We start from the raw sequence: 21,063 nt of genomic DNA, 5'->3' as shown, positions 1-21,063 counted from the left end.
GCCCAAGGGCTCCGCCGTGCCCGATCCGCCGGAGGGCTCGCCCGTGCCCGCCCCGCCGGGCGCTGCGCGCGATGTCCGTGCCCATCCGTAGACTGGGCCCCGTGAGTGAGCCCCGCCCTTCCGACCGGCCCGACGCCTCCGACTCCGACGAGACCTTCGCGGAGATCGTCGACGAAGCGACCCAGCGCGACCCCGACCTGGCGGTGATCGAGGCCGGGAGCCGCACCCTGCGCGCCGCGTCAGGACCGCCGCAGGGCGACGAGGTCCCCGCCCGCCCCGCCGACCCGGAGGTGGACAAGGCGCTGCGCGCGGTGGAGCAGGAGCTCGCCGGGCGCTGGGGCGAGACCAAGCTGGAGCCGTCCGTGACGCGCATCGCCGCGCTGATGGACGTGCTCGGTGACCCGCAGCGCGCCTACCCCTCCCTCCACATCACGGGGACCAACGGCAAGACGAGCACCGCCCGCATGATCGAGGCGCTGCTCGGCGCCTTCGACCTGCGCACCGGCCGCTACACCTCGCCGCACGTGCAGTCGATCACCGAGCGGATCAGCCTGGACGGCTCCCCGATGGACCCCGAGCGGTTCATCTCCACCTACGAGGACATCAAGCCGTACGTCGAGATGGTCGACGCGCAGCAGCCCTACCGGCTCTCCTTCTTCGAGGTGCTCACCGGCATGGCGTACGCGGCCTTCGCCGACGCGCCGGTCGACGTCGCCGTCGTCGAGGTCGGCATGGGCGGCAGCTGGGACGCGACCAACGTGATCGACTCCACGGTCGCCGTCGTCACCCCCATCTCCCTGGACCACACCGACCGGCTGGGCTCCACGCCCGGCGAGATCGCGGTGGAGAAGTCCGGGATCATCAAGCAGGGCGCCACGGTCATCCTCGCCCAGCAGCCCGTCGACGCAGCCCAGGTGATGCTGAAGAAGGCCGTCGAGGTCGACGCGACCGTGGCCCGCGAGGGCATGGAGTTCGGCGTCGTCTCCCGCGAGATCGCGGTCGGCGGCCAGCTGCTGACGCTGCGCGGTCTCGGCGGCGAGTACGACAACATCTTCCTGCCGCTGTACGGCGCCCACCAGGCGCACAACGCGGCGGTGGCCCTCTCCGCCGTCGAGGCGTTCTTCGGTATCGGCGCCGAGCAGGCCGGATCGCTCGACGCCGACATCATCCGCAAGGCCTTCGCCTCGGTGATCTCACCGGGCCGCCTCGAAGTGGTCCGCTCCAGCCCGACCGTCGTCCTGGACGCCGCGCACAACCCGGCGGGCGCACGGGCGACCGCCGACGGCCTCTCCGAGGCGTTCGGCTTCTCCCGGCTGATCGGGGTGGTCGGGGCCAGTGGCGACAAGGACGTCCGAGGGCTCCTGGAAGCCTTCGAGCCGATCTTCGCCGAGGTCGTCGTCACCCAGAACTCCAGCGCCCGCGCGATGGACGCGGACGAGCTCGCCGCGGTCGCCGTCGAGGTCTTCGGCAACGACCGCGTCCAGGTCGAACCCCGGCTCGACGACGCGCTGGAGGCGGCGATCACCCTCGCCGAGGAAGAGGACGAGTACGCGGGCGCCGGGGTGCTGGTGACCGGATCCGTGATCACGGTCGGCGAGGCCCGGCTGCTCCTGGGAAGGCACTGACCCTGTGCGTACGCTCTGTGCATCGACGCTGATCGGTGAGTTCTTCGTGATCGGGTTCGCCGGACTCGTCGCGATGAAGTCCGACGACCTCACGACCGGCACGGTCTGGACGGTCTGCGGCATCGGCATGCTGCTGTCCGTGCTGCTGTGCGGGATGCTCACCCGCCCCGGGGGCGTACAGCTCGGCTGGGTGCTCCAGGTGGCCCTGGTCGCCAGTGGCTTCGTGGTCCCGGTGATGTTCATCCTCGGTGTGATCTTCGGCGCCCTGTGGTGGGCCTCCGTGCACTACGGCCGCAAGATCGACGAGGTGAAGGCCCGGTGGGCCGCGCAGGAGGCGGCGCAGGCTCCGGCCGGCACCTGAGCCCCGAGGCGGTCACGGCGGCCAAACCCGGCCGCCGGCCCGTCACCGTACCCCTGTAATCTCGCCTCACCGCACCCGCATGCCTGCAAGGAGCCGCACATGACCCAGCGCACCCTCGTTCTTCTCAAGCCCGACGCCGTCCGTCGCGGTCTGGTCGGCGAGATCGTCGGCCGCATCGAGCGCAAGGCCGGCTGGAAGATCACGGCGCTGGAGCTCCGTACGCTCGACCGCGCCACGCTGGAACAGCACTACGCCGAGCACGTCGGCCGCCCGTTCTACGAGCCGCTCGTCGAGTTCATGCAGTCCGGCCCGATCGTCGCCCTGGTGGCCGAGGGCGAGCGCGTCATCGAGGGCGTACGCGCCCTGGCGGGCCCCACCGACCCGATCGCCGCCGCGCCCGGATCGATCCGTGGCGACTTCGGCACGATCACCCGGGAGAACCTCATCCACGCCTCGGACTCCGAGGAGTCCGCAGAGCGAGAAATGAAGCTGTTCTTTCCGGGACTTTCCTGACCTCCGATCAGCCGAACAGCGCTCATGACCTGGGGCGACCGAAGTAATTCGGTCGCCCTTCGGTATAGGGTCCCCGATCGCGGGAACGCATCCCTTCGACGTAACGTCACCATGAGTGGAACGGCCACCCGTTCTGCCCAGCATGGCGAAGGACCCTCGCGCTGTGTCGGTGTTTCCGGCACTACGATGGAAGCTTCCACGCCCGCAGCGCTCATCTCGCCTACCAAAACAAGCCATCATCGCTTTCGCTTGGGAAGGCCCGACGCATCCTCATGGGGAACAAGGGGAACTCAATGTCGTTCATCGGCCGTGACATGGCTATCGACCTCGGGACTGCCAACACGCTGGTGTACGTCAGGGGGCGCGGCATCGTTCTGAACGAGCCGTCCGTCGTGGCCATCAACACCAACACCGGCGGCATCCTCGCGGTCGGTTCCGAGGCCAAGAAGATGATCGGCCGTACGCCGGGCAACATCGTCGCCGTACGGCCCCTGAAGGACGGCGTGATCGCCGACTTCGAGATCACTGAGCGGATGCTCCGCTACTTCATCCTCAAGATCCACAAGCGCCGCTACCTGGCCCGCCCGCGGGTCGTCGTCTGCGTGCCCTCCGGTATCACCGGGGTCGAGCGACGCGCCGTCATCGAGGCGTCCACGCAGGCCGGCGCCCGCCAGGTGCACATCATCGAGGAGCCCATGGCGGCGGCCATCGGCTCCGGCCTGCCGGTCCACGAGGCCACCGGCAACATGGTCGTCGACATCGGTGGCGGCACCACCGAGGTCGCTGTCATCTCGCTCGGCGGAATCGTCACGGCCCAGTCCATCCGGGTCGCCGGTGACGAACTGGACAACGCGATCATCCAGCACATCAAGAAGGAGTACTCGCTCCTGCTCGGTGAGCGCACCGCCGAACAGATCAAGATCACCATCGGTTCGGCGTTCGAGCTGGAGAAGGACGAGCACACCGAGATCCGGGGCCGCGACCTCGTCTCGGGGCTGCCCAAGACCGTGGTCATCTCCGCCACCGAGGTCCGCAAGGCCATCGAGGAGCCGGTCAACGCGATCGTCGACGCGGTCAAGACCACGCTGGACAAGTGCCCGCCGGAGCTGTCCGGCGACGTCATGGACCGGGGCATCGTCCTGACCGGCGGCGGCGCGCTCCTGCGCGGTCTCGACGAGCGGCTGCGCCACGAGACGGGCATGCCGATCCACATCGCCGAGGACCCGCTCGACTCCGTCGCGCTCGGATCCGGCAAGTGCGTCGAGGAGTTCGAGGCACTCCAGCAGGTGCTGGACGCCCAGCCCCGGCGGTAGGAACTCCACGGGCCCTCCGGGCGGACACCGCCGCTCCGCCCGGAGGATCGTTGATATACAGGCACGAACATTCCTACGAGGAAGGCACGGCCGCCGCACGTGAGGGACACACGAGAGAGCCGGCTGCTCCTGGTGCTGCTGATCGCCATCGCATTCGCACTGATCACGGTGGACATCCGAGGCGGCGAGGAGTCACCGGTGGACGGCGCCCGGCAGGCCGCCGCCACCGTCTTCGGGCCGGTGGAGAACGGCGTGGCGGCAGCGGTCGATCCGGTGGGCAACGCCATAGGGGCCGTACGCGCCTCCGGCGACCGCCACGACAAGATCGCCGCGCTGGAGAAGCAGAACGCCGAACTCAAGGCGAGGCTCGGCAGCGACGACCGCAACCGCAGCCGCGTCCGCGAGCTCGACAAGATGCTCAAGAAGTCGGACGCCGGCCAGTACGGCATCAAGGCCGCCGAAGTCATCGCCATAGGAGCGGCCCAGGGCTTCTCCTGGACGGTCACCATCGACGCCGGATCCAAGGACGGCCTCACGCGTGACATGACCGTCCTCAACGGCGACGGGCTCGTCGGCCGCGTCACCACCGTCGGCCCGGACACCGCCACGGTGCTCCTGGCCAACGACCCCGACTTCACCGTCGGCACCCGCATGGAGTCCACCGACGAACTCGGCTTCGCCACCGGCCAGGGCTCGCGCCCGCTGTCCGTCCAGTTCCTGAACGGCAAGGCCAAGGTGAAGAAGGGCGACCGCCTCGTCACGTTCGGCTCCAGCAAGGACAAGCCGTTCGTACCCGGCGTCCCGGTCGGCGAGGTCGTCCGCGTCGACCCGTCCGGCGGCGACCTGACCCGGACCGTCTACGTCCGCCCGTACGTCGGCTTCACCAAGCTCGACATCGTCGGCATCGTCGTCCAGGCACCCCGCCAGGACCCCCGCGACACGGTTCTGCCGAAGAAGGCGGCCAAACCGGCCAAGCCGAAGCCCACCCCGACCGTCACCGTCACCATCTCGCCCAACGGCGACATCGTCGACACCAACGGCAACGTGGTCGGCAACATCCACCAGAGCACGAGCCCCAGCGGCAGCCCGGACCCGAACCCCAGCGGGAACGCCACACCGAACGCCGACAACGCGGTAAACGAACAGAGGTAGAGCTGATCCCCATGCGCGTCAACCGGACTCTGCTCTCCATCGTTCTGGTCGTGATCGCCCTCGTCGTCCAGGTATCCGTACTCGCCCGGCTCCAGCTCCCCGGAGCCGTACCCGATCTGCTGCTCATGGTCGTCCTCGGACTGGCCTTCGTGTACGGGCACGTCAGCGGGGCGCTCATCGGCTTCGGCGCGGGCCTCCTCGCCGACCTGGCACCCCCGGCCGACCACGCCGCCGGACGCTACGCCCTCGTGCTCTGCGTCATCGGCTACCTCGCCGGCCTGGCCAGGCCCGAGAACGGACAGCTCAAGTCCGCGTTCGTCCCGATGGCCGTGGTCGTCGCCGCGGCGATCGGATCGACCCTGCTCTACGCGGGCGTCGGCGCGCTCGTCGGCGACACGGCGGCCCGCCATGTGGGCCTCGGCAGCCTGCTGTTCACCGCGGCCGTCTACGACCTGCTCCTGGCGCCGTTCACCGTCCCGCTGATCATGGCGGCCGCCCGACGCACGGTGAACGACCCGCTCACCGAGTCCTCCTCCGGCCGGGGCGACGCGTCCGCCGGCTGGCTCGCCGCGGGCACCGGACTCCGGATCGGCAGCCAGCGCGGCGGACTGCGCGTCAAGGCCGCCCGCAACCGCGCCGCACGCGCCGGACGGATCAAGGGAGTCAAGAGACTGTGAGGCCGCATCACCCGGGGGCCGCCCGCCTCGCCCCCCGTACCCCTGGCTCCTGTGCGGAGTCCCGCGCGGACGACGCGGAACTCCGGACAGGACCCAGCCCGACCACCACCGGGGGTGCCCCGTGACCAACATCCCGGAGACGGGCCGGACCCAGCGGGTCCAGATCCGCCTCATCGTCATCCAGGTCCTCGTCTTCTCCCTGCTGCTCACCCTCGGCGGCCGCCTCTGGTACCTCCAGATCCGCAACGGCCAGGAGTACTCCGACGAGGCGAAGAACAACCACGTCCAGCAGGTCGTCCAGCCCGCCGCCCGAGGCTCCATCCTGGACGCCCGCGGCGTACCCCTCGCCGACAACGAGACCCGCCTCGTCGTCTCCGCCAGCCGCACCGAACTGCTGAAGATGGACGACGACGGCAAGAGCGTGCTGACCCGTCTCGCCGGCGTCCTCGACATGAAGCCCAAGGACGTCCTCGACAAGGTCCGGCTCTGCGACGCGAAGACCCCGCAGCCCTGCTGGAACGGCTCGCCCTACCAGCCGATCCCGGTCACCGACGAGGCCACCACCCAGCAGGCCCTGACGATCCGCGAACGCGCGGAGGACTTCCCCGGCATCACCGCCGAGCCCACCGCCGTCCGCCGCTACGCCGCCCCCGGCAAGGCGAACACCGCCCAGGTCCTCGGCTATCTCTCACCCGTCACCGACGACGAGATCACCAAGGCCCAGGACAGCGACTCGCCCTACCTCCGCTCCGACCAGGTCGGCCGCTCCGGCCTGGAGCGCACGTACGACAAGGAACTGCGCGGCAAGGCGGGAGTCACCCGCTACGAGGTCGACAACCTCGGCCGGGTCATCGGCCAGGCCAAGAACGACGAGGCGCAGGCCGGCGCCAGCGTCGTCACCTCCATCGACGCCCGCGTACAGGCCGTCGCCGAGTACGAGCTCAACCAGGCCATGAAGACCGCCCGTACCGAGTTCGACACCAACACCGGCGAGAACTACAAGGCGGACTCCGGCGCCGTCGTCGTCATGGAGGCCAAGACCGGCCGGGTCGTCTCCATGGCCTCGCTGCCCAACTACGACCCCAACGCCTGGGTCGGCGGCATCTCAGCCAAGGACTACGCCAAGCTCACCGGCAAGAACTCCAACTTCCCGCTGCTGAACCGGGCCATCCAGGGCCAGGCCGCACCCGGCTCCATCTTCAAGGTCATCTCCTCGACCGCCGCGGTCAACGCCGGATACCCCTTCGACGGCAACTACCCCTGCCCCAGCTCCTACTCCATCGGCGGCCAGACCTTCAAGAACTTCGAGTCCCAGGGCTACGGCAACATCACCATCGGCCGCGCCCTCGAAGTCTCCTGCGACACCGTCTACTACGGCCTCGCCCACCAGGAGTGGCAGAAGGACGGCGGGAACAGCCCCAAGAAGAACCCCAACGACTGGTTCTACAAGACCGCCCACCAGTTCGGCCTCGGCAAGGAGACCGGCATCGACCTCCCCAACGAGGTCAGCGGCCGCGTCCCGGACCGCGAGTGGAAGAAGAACTTCGCCAAGGCCAACCACGACGCCTGGTGCAAGCAGGGCAAGAAGGGCGGCACGTACGTCGAGCAGATCGCGTACGAGAACTGCCTCGAAGGCGACAAGATGCGCGCCGGTGACTCCGTCAACTACTCGATCGGCCAGGGCGACACCCTCGTCACCCCGATCCAGATGGCGACCATCTACGCGGCCATCTCCAACGGCGGCACCCTCTACGACCCCACCGTCGGCAAGGCGATCGTCAGCGGTGACGGCAAGACCGTCCAGAAGATCGAGCCGACGTCGCACGGCAAGCTCCCCTTCACCAAGAAGACGCGCAACGAAATAGACGAAGCCCTCGCGGGTGTCGCGACCCGCGGCTCCGCCGCCTGGCGATTCGGCGGCTGGCCGCAGGACAAGATCCCGATGCACGCCAAGACGGGCACGGCCGAGGTCTACGGCAAGCAGACGACCTCCTGGTTCGCCACATACACCAAGGACTACTCGATCGTCATGACGATCTCCCAGGGCGGTACGGGTTCCGGAGCGTCGGGACCCGCCGTCCGCAACATCTACAACGCCCTGTACGGCCTCGACGCCGCGGGCAAGCAGGACCTCAAGAAGGCCCTGCTGCCGACCCCGCAGAAGTCGCTGCCGAAGATCCAGACGGACGGCACCATCGACGCCCCGAAGATCAAGCCGTACGACCCGAACTCGCAGAAGCCGGCGACCGAGCAGACGCTCGCCGCGGTCCTGGGGAGGCGTGACTGATGGCAGGCTTCTCCGTCCCGCGCTACGGCCCCGAGCGGTCCGGCTGGGGCCGGCTCATGGCCCGCGACTCCGTCGTGCGCCGCCTCGACTGGCCGCTGCTCGGCTCGGCGATCGCGCTCTCCTTCATCGGCTCGCTGCTCGTCTACTCGGCGACCCGGGGACGTGACTCGCTCACCCACGGCGACCCGTACTACTTCCTCTTCCGTCACGCCCTCAACACGGGCATCGGCTTCGCCCTGATGATCGGCACCATCTGGCTCGGCCACCGGACCCTGCGCGGTGCCGTGCCGATCATGTACGGCGTGTCCGTCGTCCTCGTGATGGCCGTCCTCACCCCGCTCGGCACCACGGTGAACGGGGCCCACGCCTGGATCCTCCTCCCCGGTGGCTTCTCCCTCCAGCCCTCCGAATTCACCAAGATCACCATTATTCTCGGCATGGCGATGCTGCTCGCCGAACGCGTCGACGCGGGCGACCAGCTGCACCCCGACCACCGGACCGTCGCCAAGGCCCTCGGCCTGGCGGCGCTCCCGATGCTGGTCGTCATGGGAATGCCGGACCTCGGCTCCGTGATGGTCATGGTCGTCATCGTGCTCGGCGTGCTGCTGGCCTCCGGAGCGTCGAACCGCTGGGTCTTCGGCATCCTCGGCGCGGGCGTCGCCGGAGCCGTCGCCATCTGGCAGCTCGGGCTGCTCGACGACTACCAGATCGCCCGGTTCGCCGCCTTCGCCAACCCGGCGCTGGACCCGGCCGGCGTCGGCTACAACACCAACCAGGCCCGTATCGCGATCGGCTCCGGCGGACTCTCCGGCACCGGCCTCTTCCAGGGCACCCAGACCACCGGGCAGTTCGTCCCCGAGCAGCAGACCGACTTCGTCTTCACCGTCGCCGGTGAGGAACTCGGCTTCCTCGGCGCCGGACTGATCCTGGTCCTGCTGGGCGTCGTCCTGTGGCGTGCCTGCCGCATCGCCCGCGAGACCACCGAGCTCTACGGCACGATCGTCGCCGCCGGAATCATCGCCTGGTTCGCCTTCCAGGCCTTCGAGAACATCGGCATGACGCTCGGCATCATGCCCGTCGCCGGGCTGCCGCTTCCGTTCGTCTCCTACGGAGGCTCCTCGATGTTCGCCGTCTGGGTGGCCATCGGACTGCTCCAGTCGATCCGGGTGCAGCGGCCGATGTCAGCCTGACGCGTGCGGGGGAAAGCCGATGAGCGGGTAGCGCGTCAGACGGTCCCCGAACGGCTCCGCGCCCCGGACTTCGAGGGCGGGGACGGCCTCGGTGTCGAGCATCACGGACAGGCCGGGCATCCGGTGGAGGGGAGCGAGCTCCAGGGGCTCCGCCCGGCCCGGACGGAGTATGAGCGACAGATGGTTCAGGTAGGGGAAGGACGCCGGGACGGCCGAGAGGTCCGTCCAGTCCTCCACATCGAGCAGAGTGAGCATCCGCAGGGTCGGCAGCGGCACGGCCGTCCGCAGGGAAGAGACCGCCGGGGCCACGACGGACAGCGACTCCAGCTGCGAGGGCCTGACCAGGTGGTCCACGACGGACTCCCCGGTGGCGGGCCGCTGGAACTCCAGGCGCTGCAGGTCCGGCAGGTGCCGGAGAAACGAAGCGTCCGCGGCATTGCCGGGCTCGATGTACAGCCTGCGCAGCTTGCGGCAACGGGCGAGCGCCGAGAGGTCGTCGGCCGCTGACGGCTCTCTGAGCCAGAGAACCTCCAGAGCGTCACCGTGTTCGCCCACGAGGCTCAGATCTCTCAGCTCGGACTGGACGAAGTCCAGCTCGGAGAAGCCCGGGGAGAGGTGCTCCGCGAGCAGGCCGGGCGGGAAGTCCTCGCGGATCCAGATCTCCCGCACGGGCCGCAGCACCGCGGACTCCGCGAGCTCGGTCACGCTGTAGACGGACAGCGACGCCTCCCTGAGATCGGCACGGGCCAGCACCTCGCGCGCATACCGCGAGGTGGGGAAGTCCTGCCAGGAATCGGCGAGCTTGCCGCCCACCCCCGGCAGGCCGAGCGCCGCCAGACGGCCGGCCAGCGGCAGGGCGGCCTCCCCGCCGATCTTGCCGACGATGTACGCCAGATCCTCCGCGCTGTCCGAGGAGAGTGCCTCGGGCGGGCCCAGGTAGCGGATCAACGGCAGGCCGAGTGAGCCGAGGGAATCCGTCGGTACGTTCTGCGAGGGCGGCAGCAGCTCCTTCAGCGCCTGCCTGACGCGGCTCTCGACACCCGCTTCGAGAGCGTCGCAGTTGAACGCGCAGGCCACCGCGAGGAGATGCAGATCGGTTCTCGTCCCCTCGGCGTCCTCCCCGTGCTGTTCGTCGCCGCGCTTCAGCAGCCCGTCGATCAGCTGCTCCTGGAGCGCGGGTGTCTTCCGCCAGTGGCCGGGGCTCAGCTTGATGACCTCCTGCCAGCCGCTGTCCTCGGCGTTCCGCACGAGTTCCGACACGTTCAGGGTCCTGGCGATCTCCGCCGAGGCAAGGAAGTCCTGGAAGGTCCGGTGGACGAATTCGTAGACACCGTCGGCCCACGAAGGGACCCGCAGGATGGTGCGCCGGACGAGCTGTTCCAGGATCTCCGCGTCGGACCACCTGCCCCTGTCCTCCACCGCGGCCAGACCGATCTGGCACAGCGCCTGCTGCCGGGTGATCGCGTTCTGCCCGCCGCGCACCATCCAGGCGGCGACCGGCATCAGGTAGCCGCGGTGCCCGGATTCGTTCAGGGTCACGCCCTCGGGCGACGCGATGGTCCGGTCGTGGTCACGACGGCCCAGCAGCATGGCCAGGGTGCGGTCCAGCAGGTCCCAGAGCCGGGTGGGCAGCTCCCGCTGCTCGGCCCGGTGCAGGGCGCACAGAGCGGCGCACAACAGAGGGGAACTGGCGAGGTCCGCCAGCTCGGTGCTCCCGGCGATCTGCCGGGTGAGGTCGTCGGCGGCGGTGCGCCAGTCACCGCGATCGCCGTGGATACGATGCGCGGCCCGGTACCAGTGACCGACGAACTGCTCGACCTCGCCGGTGTCCAGGTCCTCGAAACGCAGCTCCGTGAATCCGGACGACTCACGCCACTTGCCCCGGTCGAACGCGCCGGGCCGCGAGGTCACCACACACCGGACGTCCCGGCCGTCCAGCCACTGGTCGAGCTCCTGCCGCACACGTTCCCGTTCGGCGACGGGGATCTCGTCGAGACCGTCGACGAGCAGGATTCCCCGCCCGCCGTCCAGGACCCGCCGGGCCCAGTTCTCCGGTGGCCGCGGAGTCGCCGAACCCAGCGCCTCGTGGACGCGGTCGAGCGAGGGGAGCGTCAGACCGCGCGCGTGGACCTCCCGCAACTTGATGACGAGCGGAATCCTGGACCGGAGCTCCTTGATCCCCTCGTCCTGCACCGGGGACGCGCAGCTGCGGGCGAGCCAGGAGACGAGCGTGGTCTTCCCGCTGCCCGCCTTTCCCGTGAGCAGCACCCGGGGGTGCGCCGCAAGCAGGGCGTGGACCCCCTGCGCCGGGCCGAACTGCTGCTTCTCGGGGCCGTCCTGCTCGGCCGCCTCGTCCTGCTTCTTCTCCTTCGCCCGCAGCCGGATGTAGGAGGGGTCCAGATCCACCTGCTCCGCCCCGGGCCCGGATATCTCCAGCCCGATGACACCTCGTGTGCGGAACTTCCGCCGGACCTCCGCCTTGTACTGGGCCTCGTACTCCTGGTCCGCGCGGCTCATCACCGGTACGGGCTCGACCGGCGGCACGGCACCCGCGTGCTCCTGCCACGCGGCGCGGGCCGCCTCCGACGCCAGGATGTCGTGCACCGGCACGAAGACCAGACGGATGTTGTTGCGGCCGTCGGGCAGCTCGACGGTGTGCCCGACCAGGATGTCGCCCACGAAGACGGGGCCGCCGGAGAATCCCGCCAGGGGGTTGAGCCGGTCGGCGCGGTCCGCGGCGGCCGGACCGTTCAGCTTCAGGTCCATCCGGGGGCGGGTTCCCGCCATATAGGTGGCTGTCAGGGCGGTACCGGACTCGGTGTCGCGGCGCAGCCGCCGCCCGTCCCGCATGGCGAGCGGGAAGCCGATGGCCGTGCACGACACACCGTCCTCGGCGAGCCTGCCCAGGCGCAGCTCCGTGAGGTGCTCCGCCGAGGCCGGGGAGAGCGGGGTGCGCTCGGCCAGCAGCAGCGCCGCGTCCAGCCGGGCGTCGGACCAGATGACCCGGCACTCGACCGGGTCGCCCGACTCGGCGCTGATGACCCGGATCCCATGACCGTCGCCGAGCACATGCTCACAGGTCAGCACCAGACACGAGGACAGGAGGACTCCGCTGCCCTGCTCGGCGGCCCGGACGACCAGCGTCCGGGCCTGGGTCTGTTCGGTCATGCCGTCGGGGGACCGAAGTCGTCCGCATCACCCAGGTCGGAGTTGCCGATCAGGGACCGGCGCCCCGTCACCGCGTCCTGGGGCGACAGGCTGAACGTCACACGGTGGGCCGTACCGCCGGACCGTGTGTGATCCGCACCGCCCTCCACGACCCAGGCCTTCAGCCTGCCGCCGCTTTTGGTCTCGCGCCGGAACTCGAAGGCGAATTCCACTTCGATGTCACTGACTTCGAAGTGGATGCCGCGCGCGCCGCTGCCGGCCGAGGCGGTGACGAGCTGGTCGTGCAGCGCCTGAATGGCGGCATTGAGCTCGATCCCTTTGAAGTCGTCACCGGCGGTGCTGGACATGGGCCCCCTCCCGTACACGCACGAACGCGTGGTCTCGGTCCGACTTTAACGCCGGGGAAGGGGAGTTGGGAGGAAATGGCCCCTGCCCCACCGCGCGGGACCCGCCCGGCGCCGGACTACTGCGTGAGCGCCGGAGCGCTTAGATTCGATGCATGGCGGACTCGAAGCGTGAGATCGAGCGGAAGTACGAAGCCACCGGCGCCACCCGGCTGCCCGACCTGACCCGGACGGCCGGGGTCGCGGCCGTCGACCACCGCGGCGTCATGGAGCTCGACGCCGTCTACTACGACACCGAGGACTTCCGGCTCGCCGCCGGCTCCCTCACCCTGCGCCGCCGCACCGGCGGGGACGACGCCGGCTGGCATCTGAAGTTCCCGGTGGCCTCGGGCATCCGCGACGAGATCCGCGCTCCGCTCTCCGACACCCTGCCGCCCGTCCTTGCCGCACTGATCCGCTCCCGGGTCCGGAACACGGGCGTCGTCCCCGTCGTACGGCTGCGCTCCGCCCGCGACGTCCACCTGCTCACCGGCCCGGACGGCGTACTCCTGGCCGAACTCAGCGTCGACGAGGTCCGGGCCGAACGGCTGCACGACGGCAGTGCCACCGCCACCTGGACCGAGATCGAGGTCGAACTCGCCGACGACGGCGACCCGGCCTTCCTCGACGCCGTCGGGAAGCGGCTGCGCAAGGCCGGGATACACCCCTCCGCGTCCCCGTCCAAACTCTCCCGCGCCCTGGCCGAGACCGCGCCGAAGAAGGAGAAGAAGGAGAAGAAGGGACAGCGGCGGCGCGAGCCCGTCGCACCCCCGCGCACCGCGGGCGACCACGTCCTCGCCTACGCCCGCCACCAGGTCGCGGCGATCATCGCCCTCGACCCGGCCGTGCGCCGGGACCTGCCCGACTCCGTGCACCGGATGCGCGTCGCCACCCGCAGACTCCGCAGCGCGCTCCGCACCTACCGCGAGGTCCTCGACCGGACGGTCACCGACCCCGTCTGCGAGGACCTGAAGTGGCTCGCGGCGGAGCTCGGTGTCGACCGTGACCAGGAGGTCCTCGACGCCCGCCTGCGAGCCGGGCTCGACCAGCTGCCCCGCACCCTGGCCCTCGGCCCGGTCCGCGCCCGGCTGCGGATCCGGTCCACGGTCCGCCGCGGCGCCGCCCGCCGCCGTACCGTCGCCGTACTCGACGGCGCCCGCTACCTCGCGCTGCTGGACACCCTGGACGCGCTCCTCGCCGCCCCGCCGCTGCTGCCCCGGGCTGCCCGCCCGCCCGGCAAGGTGCTGGCCCACGCCGTGCACAAGAACCACAGGCGCCTCGCCGCCCGCGTCGGCCATGCCCTGGACCTCCCGCCGGGCCCCGGCCGCGACCTCGCCCTGCACGACGCCCGCAAGGCGGCGAAGCGGGCCCGGTACGCGGCCGAGGCCGCCCGCCCCGCCCTCGGCGAACCGGCCCGCAGAGCCGTCAAGCGCCTCAAGGCCGTCCAGGGCGTCCTCGGCGACCACCAGGACAGCGTCGTCGCCCGCGAGGCCCTGCGCGCCCTCGCCGTCCAGGCCCACGCGGCGGGGGAGTCCTCGTTCACCTGGGGGGTGCTGTACGGGCAGGAGGAGGCTGCCGCCTCGGCGCGCGAGCGGGAGCTGCCGGCGGTGTGGGCGCGGGCCTCCCGGGCGGACATCCGGTCGGCGTCCGGAGGCTGAGCAGCGCGGTACGCTGGATGGTCACCCCTGCCGGCTCTCGAAAGTTCGCGATGTCTGTCGATTCGGTCTTCCCACAGCTCGAAGCTCTGCTCCCGCATGTGCAGAAGCCCATCCAGTACGTCGGCGGTGAGCTGAACTCCACCGTCAAGCCGTGGGACGAGTGCGACGTCCGCTGGGCCCTCATGTACCCGGACGCGTACGAGGTCGGACTCCCCAACCAGGGCGTCATGATCCTTTACGAGGTACTCAACGAGCGTGAGGGCGTCCTCGCGGAGCGTACGTACAGCGTCTGGCCCGACCTCGAAGCGCTGATGCGCGAGCACAAGGTCCCGCAGTTCACCGTGGACGGCCACCGTCCGGTCAAGGCGTTCGACGTCTTCGGGCTGAGCTTCTCCACCGAGCTCGGCTACACCAACATGCTCACCGCCCTGGACCTGGCCGGCATCCCCCTCTCCGCCAAGGACCGGGGGATCGACGACCCGATCGTCCTCGCGGGCGGGCACGCCGCGTTCAACCCCGAGCCGATCGCGGAGTTCATCGACTGCGCGGTCATCGGCGACGGCGAGCAGGCGGTCCTGGAGATCACGGAGATCGTCCGCGCCTGGAAGGCCGAGGGCCGCCCCGGCGGCCGCGAGGAGGTGCTGTTCCGCCTCGCGAAGACCGGTGGTGTCTACGTTCCGGGCTTCTACGATGTCGAGTACCTCCCGGACGGCCGCATCGGCCGCGTCGTGCCGAACAAGTCCGGCGTGCCGTGGCGCGTGTCCAAGCACACCGTCATGGACCTCGACGAGTGGCCCTACCCGAAGCAGCCCCTCGTTCCGCTCGCCGAGACCGTGCACGAGCGGATGTCCGTGGAGATCTTCCGCGGCTGCACCCGCGGCTGCCGTTTCTGCCAGGCCGGCATGATCACGCGTCCCGTGCGGGAGCGAAGCATCACCGGCATCGGCGACATGGTGGAGAAGGGCCTCAAGGCGACGGGCTTCGAGGAAGTGGGCCTGCTCTCGCTCTCCTCCGCGGACCACACCGAGATCGGTGAGATCGCCAAGGGCCTCGCCGACCGCTACACCGAGGACAAGATCGGCCTCTCGCTGCCCTCCACCCGCGTCGACGCGTTCAACGTGGACCTGGCCAACGAGCTGACCCGCAACGGCCGTCGCTCCGGTCTCACCTTCGCCCCCGAGGGCGGCTCCGAGCGCATGCGCAAGGTCATCAACAAGATGGTCTCGGAGGAGGACCTGATCCGTACGGTCGCCACCGCGTACGGCAACGGCTGGCGTCAGGTGAAGCTGTACTTCATGTGCGGCCTGCCCACCGAGACCGACGAGGACGTCCTCCAGATCGGCGACATGGCGGTCAACGTCATCGCCAAGGGCCGCGAGGTCTCCGGACAGAACGACATCCGCTGCACCGTCTCCATCGGCGGCTTCGTTCCCAAGCCGCACACCCCGTTCCAGTGGGCCCCGCAGCTCAGCGCCGAGGAGACCGACGCGCGGCTGACCAAGCTCCGCGACAAGATCCGCGGCGACAAGAAGTACGGCCGCTCGATCGGCTTCCGCTACCACGACGGCAAGCCCGGCATCGTCGAGGGCCTGCTCTCGCGCGGCGACCGCCGCGTCGGCTCGGTCATCCGGGCCGTCTACGAGGCCGGCGGCCGCTTCGACGGCTGGCGCGAGTACTTCAGCTACGACCTGTGGATGAAGAGCGCCGAAAAGGCGCTGCCGGACTTCGGCGTGGACGTCGACTGGTACACCACCCGCGAGCGGACGTACGAGGAGGTCCTGCCCTGGGACCACCTGGACTCCGGCCTCGACAAGGACTGGCTCTGGGAGGACTGGCAGGACTCGCTCGACGAGACCGAGGTCGAGGACTGCCGCTGGACGCCGTGTTTCGACTGTGGAGTGTGCCCTCAGTTCGACACATGGCCACAAGTAGGACCGACGGGGAAGAAGCTGCTCCCGCTTGAGGTCAAGAAGTAGCCGTGACCAGCGGCGATGCCGTCCAGAGGATGGCTGAGACGCTCGCTGGCATGAGCGAGGCGGAGAGTTCCGAGATCCTGAGAGGGCTCGGGACGAAGGAGCGGGAGCAGGCTTCTCGCCCTGTGCGGCGCACGCCGCTCCCTGCTCCTCGGCAAGATCCGGGCATCGTCTCGGCGGTCGAGTGGGTGTAGCTGAACAGAGGCGTCCGGGCAGTCACAGCCGGGCGCCTCTCGCCTGTCCTGAGTGAGGCGGGCTCACCGGCTGCGAGAGGGGCTGTACGCACCCGCCGCGTCGGATGGCCACCCTCGGGGGGCTGTTCGCCCGGCAGGCGTCCGCGTGGCGGTCCTGGGTAAGGCTCAGCCCCCGGTCCGGTGGGTATGCACCGCTCGCTCCGGGGGCTGTCTCAAGCGGCCAGGATCAGGAGGCAGCCTTCTCGATGGCCTCGAAGATGTCGGCGTCGGTCTCCTGCTGCCACTTCGGGAGGTCCGGCCAGTCGGCGACGTAGCCGGGCTTCGGGTCCTCGAAGTGCTTGAACATCTGAGCGGTCCAGCAGGTCGCGACGAACCGGCCTTTCTGCTCTCGGGACAGTCGGGAAGCGTGGCCACTGCTGATCTCGATGGTGGCTGTTCATCCGTGCGAAGTCGGATGGTGCGCCCCTGCGCACCCCGTCCGTGAGGGCTTCGGCCTCATCCAGAGGCAAGGCGGTGAGTGCTCCGCTGACTGTGAGGATGCGGAGGAATTCGCGGCGGATCATGTCGTCGGGGTCTCCCGCGCCTGGATGGTCACTGGACTGCTGCCCTGTGGCCTCCTGGCTGGCGGCTCGTGGCTGCGGCAGGAGGGCGTCAAGCTCGATGAGAGTGACTTCGAGGGCATTGGCCAAGCCCCGTCGCTGGGGTGGCTGGGGTTCGATCCTGCCGCTCTCCCAGCGTCCGACCGTTGTTCGGTCCACCCCGAGTAACTGAGCCAATTTCTCTTGACTGTAGCCCAGGGTCTTGCGCCGTTCCGCCAGTCCCATGGCGGCCCCTTCCCATGACCTGAACCTACGTCGCTGCCGTGCACGGATCTGCGTCAAGACTGCCGCATTGATGCCGTGGAGGGTCCGGACTCCCGGCGGTTTCCTTGGGGTTGTCGCAAGCGGCACGGGCGAGAACCTGCGGAAGGGTGCGGACATGGGAACGCAGAACGGCATGGCGAACGATGGCTTCGGCTCCACTCGGGCCGTGGACCTCGGCACTGATCGCCGCGTTCTCATGAGCCTTCGGGTATCCCGCGACTCGGGTCGTACTTGGCAGCAGAGCACCCGGGTTCGGGAGGGTGACCCGTTCGTCATCCTGTCCGACCCGGGCCGATACCCGCCCTGCGGGTGTGCCCGCTGTACGGGGCACGACTCGCTGTCCGCCACGTCGCTCCGCCCGGCTGACATCGAGCCGAGGACGGCGTGAGGTCTGGCTTACGGAACTGGGTGCTGCGCCGCTTCGGTTGGTACGCAGGTCCGCTCTGCCTGGCCATGGTCCTCGGCGGCTCGGCCGTGTTCCTCGCCGGAGCCCTTGCAACGCGGTGGCGGCCTCGAAGGCTGCTGCCCTCCCATTTCCTCCCGCCGGATTCCCGGCGGGTGTTTCCGAGTAGAGAGGTAAGTCCGATGGTGGAAGAGAACACCGGATCGGTGGCCCCCGAGGGGGGTGGCCTGCTCGTCGCGAAGCGCAAGATCGTGGCCGCGCGGACGCGTGCCGAGCAGGAGTCGGACGTCAGTAGCGGGCGTTCTGACGGCAACGACTGACGGGGCTGCCCACGATGCTTGATGCCGCTTCGTGGGCGGGGCGTCTGGGCGGGGACACGTTCCTCGCCCAGACGTACCACCGCTCCTACGCGCACTTCCCCAGCACCGCCGACACGGCGGGTCTGTTCTCCTGGGACGACCTGAACCGGATCATCGCGACGCAACGACTGGAGCCGCCTCGGCTGCGCCTGTCCGTCGACGGCGAGATGGTCCCCCTTCACCGCTACGCGATCCCGACCACGAACCGCCGCGCGGTCACCTGGTCGCGCATCCAGCCGGCCGACTTCCACGCCCAGCTCAGGGACGGGGCGTCGCTGGTTCTCGATGCGGTCGAGAAGATCCACCCCGTCGTGGGTGCGGCTGCCGAAGGTCTTGAACGGTTCCTCGGCACGTCCGTGCAGGCCAACGCGTACGCGTCCTGGACCGATCGGGAGGGCTTCGGCCTGCACTGGGACGACCACGATGTCGTGGTGGTGCAGGTCCATGGCTCGAAGCGGTGGCGCTTGTACGGCTCCACCCGTGAGGCTCCGACCTTCCGGGACGTGGAGTCGCCGGAGACTCCCGAGGGTGACCCGGTGGCGGACATCGTGCTCGCTCCCGGCGATGTGCTCTACCTGCCGCGCGGCTGGTGGCACGCGGTCACGGCTGACCAGGGGACGGAATCGATGCACCTGACGTTCGGCATGGTCCCGCACACCGGCGCGGACCTCATGCTCTGGGTCGTGGATCAGCTCCGGTCGTCCCTCGCGCTGCGCAAGGACATCCCGCGGTTTGCCTCACTGAGTGAGCACTCCGACTTCATCGCCGCGCTACGCGGTGAGGTGCTGAACGAACTGGCCGATCCCTGGTTGGTGGAGCGGTGGGCGGAGTCCATCGATACGACTGACCTGGGGCACGCCATTCCCTCGCTGCCCTACGTGGACGGGCTGCCCGCACGTGCTGAGATCACGGTCAAGCTGACCGCCCCTCGGGGCCGCCTGACGGCGAATCCCACCCACAGCACGGTCACGTTCTCGGCGGCCGGTACCGCCTGGGACTTCGCCGATTCGGCCCTTCCCGTCCTGGCACGCTGCTGACCGGTCTGCCGACCACGCTCGGGGAGATGGCCGACTCCGCCGGATTGGAGATCAAGGACGTGGCCGAGCTGGTCTCGGCCCTCGTCGAGGGCCACGCCGTCGCGGTCGTGGGGACCGCGCTGTGACTGCCGCTCTCTCCCTGGGGACATACCGCGTGCGTGCCGTCAGTCAGGCGGCACGCACCGCCCTGGCTGCTGGTAGCCCCTGGGTGGATACGGCACCCAACTACGCCCACGGGGGAGCACACGAGGCGCTGCGCTCGGTTCTCGGCGAGTACCCCACCGTTCGGGTGGCCACGAAGACAGGGTTCTTCACGGAGGAGCAAGGCCGCACCGCCTTGGCTGAAGGCGTGCTCACCCGGGAAGAGACGGCCAGCCGGTACAGCCTTGAACCGGGCTTCGTTCGCTGGCAGACGGAGCGTTCGTTGGCCACACTCAGCCGCGTGGACCTGGTGTTCGTGCACAACCCCGAGCACCACGGGCGCGGCCTCGACCGTGCCGCTCTGCACCGGCGTGTACGGGAAGCCTTCACGGCGCTGGAAGAGTTCGCCCATGCGGGCAAGATCGACGGGTACGGCGTCGCCACCTGGACGGGCCTGACCTCCGAAGCGTTCACGGTTCCCGAGTTGCTTGCGCTCGCCCGACAGGCGGCGGGCTCCGCCGAGCACCACTTCACGGGGTTGCAGACGCCCGTCAGCCTGATCATGGACGACCTGATCAGACAGACACTCGGCGGCGGCGGACCGCTGGTGCAGGCGAAGGACGCGGGGCTGATCACGTTCGGCTCCGCCCCTCTGCACGGCGGCGAACTGCTGGATGCCATGACACCCGATCTGGTGAACTTCATCCGTCCCGGCCTGTCGGCCGCAGCCGCTGCCTTGCTGGCTGCCGGATCGTGCCCCGGCCTCGATGTCGTCCTGACTTCCGCGAGCACCCGCGAACACTGGGACGATGCGGCGAAGCCTCTGGCTGCGCCGCTGACGGCCGAGGAACTGAGGAGGGTGACCGATGAACTCGCCGCCGAGTGAGGACGTACAGACCCTGATGGAGGCTGCCCACGACAGGGCGGCGAAGGCTCTGGGTCTCACGTGTACGGGTCCGCTGGCCTGGGGGTTCCAAGGGGTGACCCTCGGTCGGCAGGCGGGGGAGCGGTGGCTACGAGTGGGCCGGACGGCCAGGAGGAACGAAGGCAGGAAGCAGGGAGAGGGCATCGTGGGTGCCTCCCTGCTGGTGCCTGACGCGGTCCCGCGCCCGCGCCTCTACGAGGTGCACGACTGGACTGACGGGGAGTGGGCCTTCGAGGCCGAAGTCCTCGACTACGTGACGCACCCCGTCGTGTCCCCGGAGCGGGCCGACCTGGACCGCGACCCCGGCTTGCCTGCCGAGTGGTGGGCCGACCTGCGCCGAGCCCTGGCCATGCTCGCTGCGGCGGAGGGAGTAAAGGTCACCGTCCGGGACGGGTGGATCGAACGCGCCTTCCCCCAGTTCCTCGGCATCCCTGCCCCGGCCAAGGTGGAGCGGGTGACCGGTCATGGTGACCTGCACTGGGGCAACCTCACGACCATGCCCCTGACCCTGCTGGACTGGGAGCGGTGGGGCCTGGTGCCCTACGGCTACGACGCGGGTCTTCTTCACGCGAACAGCCTGCTCGTTCCCGATGTGGCGGACCGCATCCGCCTGGAGTTCGCTTCGGTCCTGGACACCCCAGCCGGCCGAGTCGGAGAGCTTGCGGCCCTGGCGGAGATGCTGCAAGCGGTAGCCCGTGGCTGGTACCCGGACCTGGCCCCGCACCTTCTCGCTCGGGCGGAGTCACTCACGGGCGTTCGGCCACCGGTTCCCCTTCACTCAGAGGTCAGTGCCTGACAGGCCGCGCATGACAGCGGCCCCCGACGTGATGCCGGGGGCCTG

The 21,063-nt window shown here is 69.7% G+C and carries 15 protein-coding genes and 3 pseudogenes; 14 read left to right on the top strand and 4 right to left on the bottom strand.

All coding sequences use genetic code 11. The annotated features are described in order from the left end of the window. The first annotated feature begins 101 nt into the window (after positions 1-101). From folC to rodA, 8 genes are all read left to right on the top strand, one after another. Positions 102-1,625, top strand: a complete 1,524-nt coding sequence (gene folC, locus ACZ4LX_RS16075) for a bifunctional tetrahydrofolate synthase/dihydrofolate synthase (protein WP_467644356.1) — start codon at positions 102-104, stop codon at positions 1,623-1,625. 4 nt (positions 1,626-1,629) lie between these two features. After that, the gene (locus ACZ4LX_RS16070; RefSeq protein ID WP_467644352.1) at positions 1,630-1,986 is read left to right on the top strand and encodes a DUF4233 domain-containing protein; all 357 of its coding nucleotides are present in this window, start codon (positions 1,630-1,632) and stop codon (positions 1,984-1,986) included. A 99-nt stretch (positions 1,987-2,085) separates the two neighbouring features. After that, the gene (gene ndk, locus ACZ4LX_RS16065; protein ID WP_018103190.1) at positions 2,086-2,499 is read left to right on the top strand and encodes a nucleoside-diphosphate kinase; all 414 of its coding nucleotides are present in this window, start codon (positions 2,086-2,088) and stop codon (positions 2,497-2,499) included. 293 nt (positions 2,500-2,792) lie between these two features. Continuing rightward, a complete protein-coding gene (locus tag ACZ4LX_RS16060) occupies positions 2,793-3,812 on the top strand; it encodes a rod shape-determining protein (RefSeq protein ID WP_073723157.1) in 1,020 nt (339 codons plus the stop codon). A 99-nt stretch (positions 3,813-3,911) separates the two neighbouring features. After that, positions 3,912-4,964 (top strand): rod shape-determining protein MreC, encoded by a 1,053-nt coding sequence (mreC, locus tag ACZ4LX_RS16055; RefSeq protein WP_467644344.1) that lies wholly within the window; start codon positions 3,912-3,914, stop codon positions 4,962-4,964. 11 nt (positions 4,965-4,975) lie between these two features. Next, on the top strand, positions 4,976-5,641 hold the full coding sequence (gene mreD, locus ACZ4LX_RS16050; RefSeq protein ID WP_467644341.1) for a rod shape-determining protein MreD: 666 nt from the start codon (positions 4,976-4,978) through the stop codon (positions 5,639-5,641). 121 nt (positions 5,642-5,762) lie between these two features. Further along, positions 5,763-7,928, top strand: a complete 2,166-nt coding sequence (gene mrdA, locus ACZ4LX_RS16045; RefSeq protein WP_467644338.1) for a penicillin-binding protein 2 — start codon at positions 5,763-5,765, stop codon at positions 7,926-7,928. Then, on the top strand, positions 7,928-9,118 hold the full coding sequence (gene rodA / locus ACZ4LX_RS16040) for a rod shape-determining protein RodA (protein WP_467644335.1): 1,191 nt from the start codon (positions 7,928-7,930) through the stop codon (positions 9,116-9,118). Before mrdA ends, rodA begins: the two co-directional genes overlap by 1 nt. Here rodA and ACZ4LX_RS16035 read toward each other — a convergent pair. Together ACZ4LX_RS16035 and ACZ4LX_RS16030 are read right to left on the bottom strand one after the other, a co-directional pair. After that, positions 9,110-12,286, bottom strand: coding sequence for an NACHT domain-containing protein (locus ACZ4LX_RS16035; protein WP_467644332.1), 3,177 nt, complete (start codon positions 12,284-12,286; stop codon positions 9,110-9,112). The two genes, rodA and ACZ4LX_RS16035, sit on opposite strands and share 9 nt — an antisense overlap. Beyond that, the gene (locus ACZ4LX_RS16030) at positions 12,283-12,633 is read right to left on the bottom strand and encodes a trypco2 family protein (RefSeq protein ID WP_467644330.1); all 351 of its coding nucleotides are present in this window, start codon (positions 12,631-12,633) and stop codon (positions 12,283-12,285) included. Before ACZ4LX_RS16030 ends, ACZ4LX_RS16035 begins: the two co-directional genes overlap by 4 nt. 152 nt (positions 12,634-12,785) lie before the next feature. On the opposite strand from ACZ4LX_RS16030, the gene ACZ4LX_RS16025 reads away from it, so the two are divergent. After that, a complete protein-coding gene (locus tag ACZ4LX_RS16025; protein ID WP_467644328.1) occupies positions 12,786-14,327 on the top strand; it encodes a CYTH and CHAD domain-containing protein in 1,542 nt (513 codons plus the stop codon). A 50-nt stretch (positions 14,328-14,377) separates the two neighbouring features. Then, on the top strand, positions 14,378-16,303 hold the full coding sequence (locus ACZ4LX_RS16020; RefSeq protein WP_467644326.1) for a TIGR03960 family B12-binding radical SAM protein: 1,926 nt from the start codon (positions 14,378-14,380) through the stop codon (positions 16,301-16,303). Positions 16,304-16,720: 417 nt separating this feature from the next. Here ACZ4LX_RS16020 and ACZ4LX_RS16015 read toward each other — a convergent pair. After that, positions 16,721-16,921 (bottom strand): annotated as a pseudogene (locus tag ACZ4LX_RS16015) (hypothetical protein); the annotation flags it as partial. 229 nt (positions 16,922-17,150) lie between these two features. Next, positions 17,151-17,318 (bottom strand): annotated as a pseudogene (locus ACZ4LX_RS16010) (helix-turn-helix domain-containing protein); the annotation flags it as partial. A gap of 624 nt (positions 17,319-17,942) precedes the next feature. Between ACZ4LX_RS16010 and ACZ4LX_RS16005 the strand changes: the two are divergent. The 4 genes and pseudogenes from ACZ4LX_RS16005 (at position 17,943) to ACZ4LX_RS15990 (ending at position 21,018) form a co-directional block, all read left to right on the top strand. After that, entirely contained in the window at positions 17,943-18,080 is a 138-nt protein-coding gene (locus ACZ4LX_RS16005) for a hypothetical protein (protein WP_169435287.1), read from the top strand. A 14-nt stretch (positions 18,081-18,094) separates the two neighbouring features. Then, positions 18,095-19,281 (top strand): annotated as a pseudogene (locus ACZ4LX_RS16000) (JmjC domain-containing protein). Next, positions 19,278-20,183, top strand: coding sequence for an aldo/keto reductase (locus ACZ4LX_RS15995; protein ID WP_467721197.1), 906 nt, complete (start codon positions 19,278-19,280; stop codon positions 20,181-20,183). Before ACZ4LX_RS16000 ends, ACZ4LX_RS15995 begins: the two are co-directional and overlap by 4 nt. Further along, positions 20,164-21,018 (top strand): hypothetical protein, encoded by an 855-nt coding sequence (locus ACZ4LX_RS15990; RefSeq protein ID WP_467644320.1) that lies wholly within the window; start codon positions 20,164-20,166, stop codon positions 21,016-21,018. Before ACZ4LX_RS15995 ends, ACZ4LX_RS15990 begins: the two co-directional genes overlap by 20 nt. The last annotated feature ends 45 nt before the right edge of the window (positions 21,019-21,063 follow it).

It is taken from the genome of Streptomyces sp. NPDC026062, from assembly GCF_055568375.1.
The sequence above is the reverse complement of the archived record's forward strand: the minus strand, read 5'-3'. Positions and strand labels throughout refer to the sequence as shown.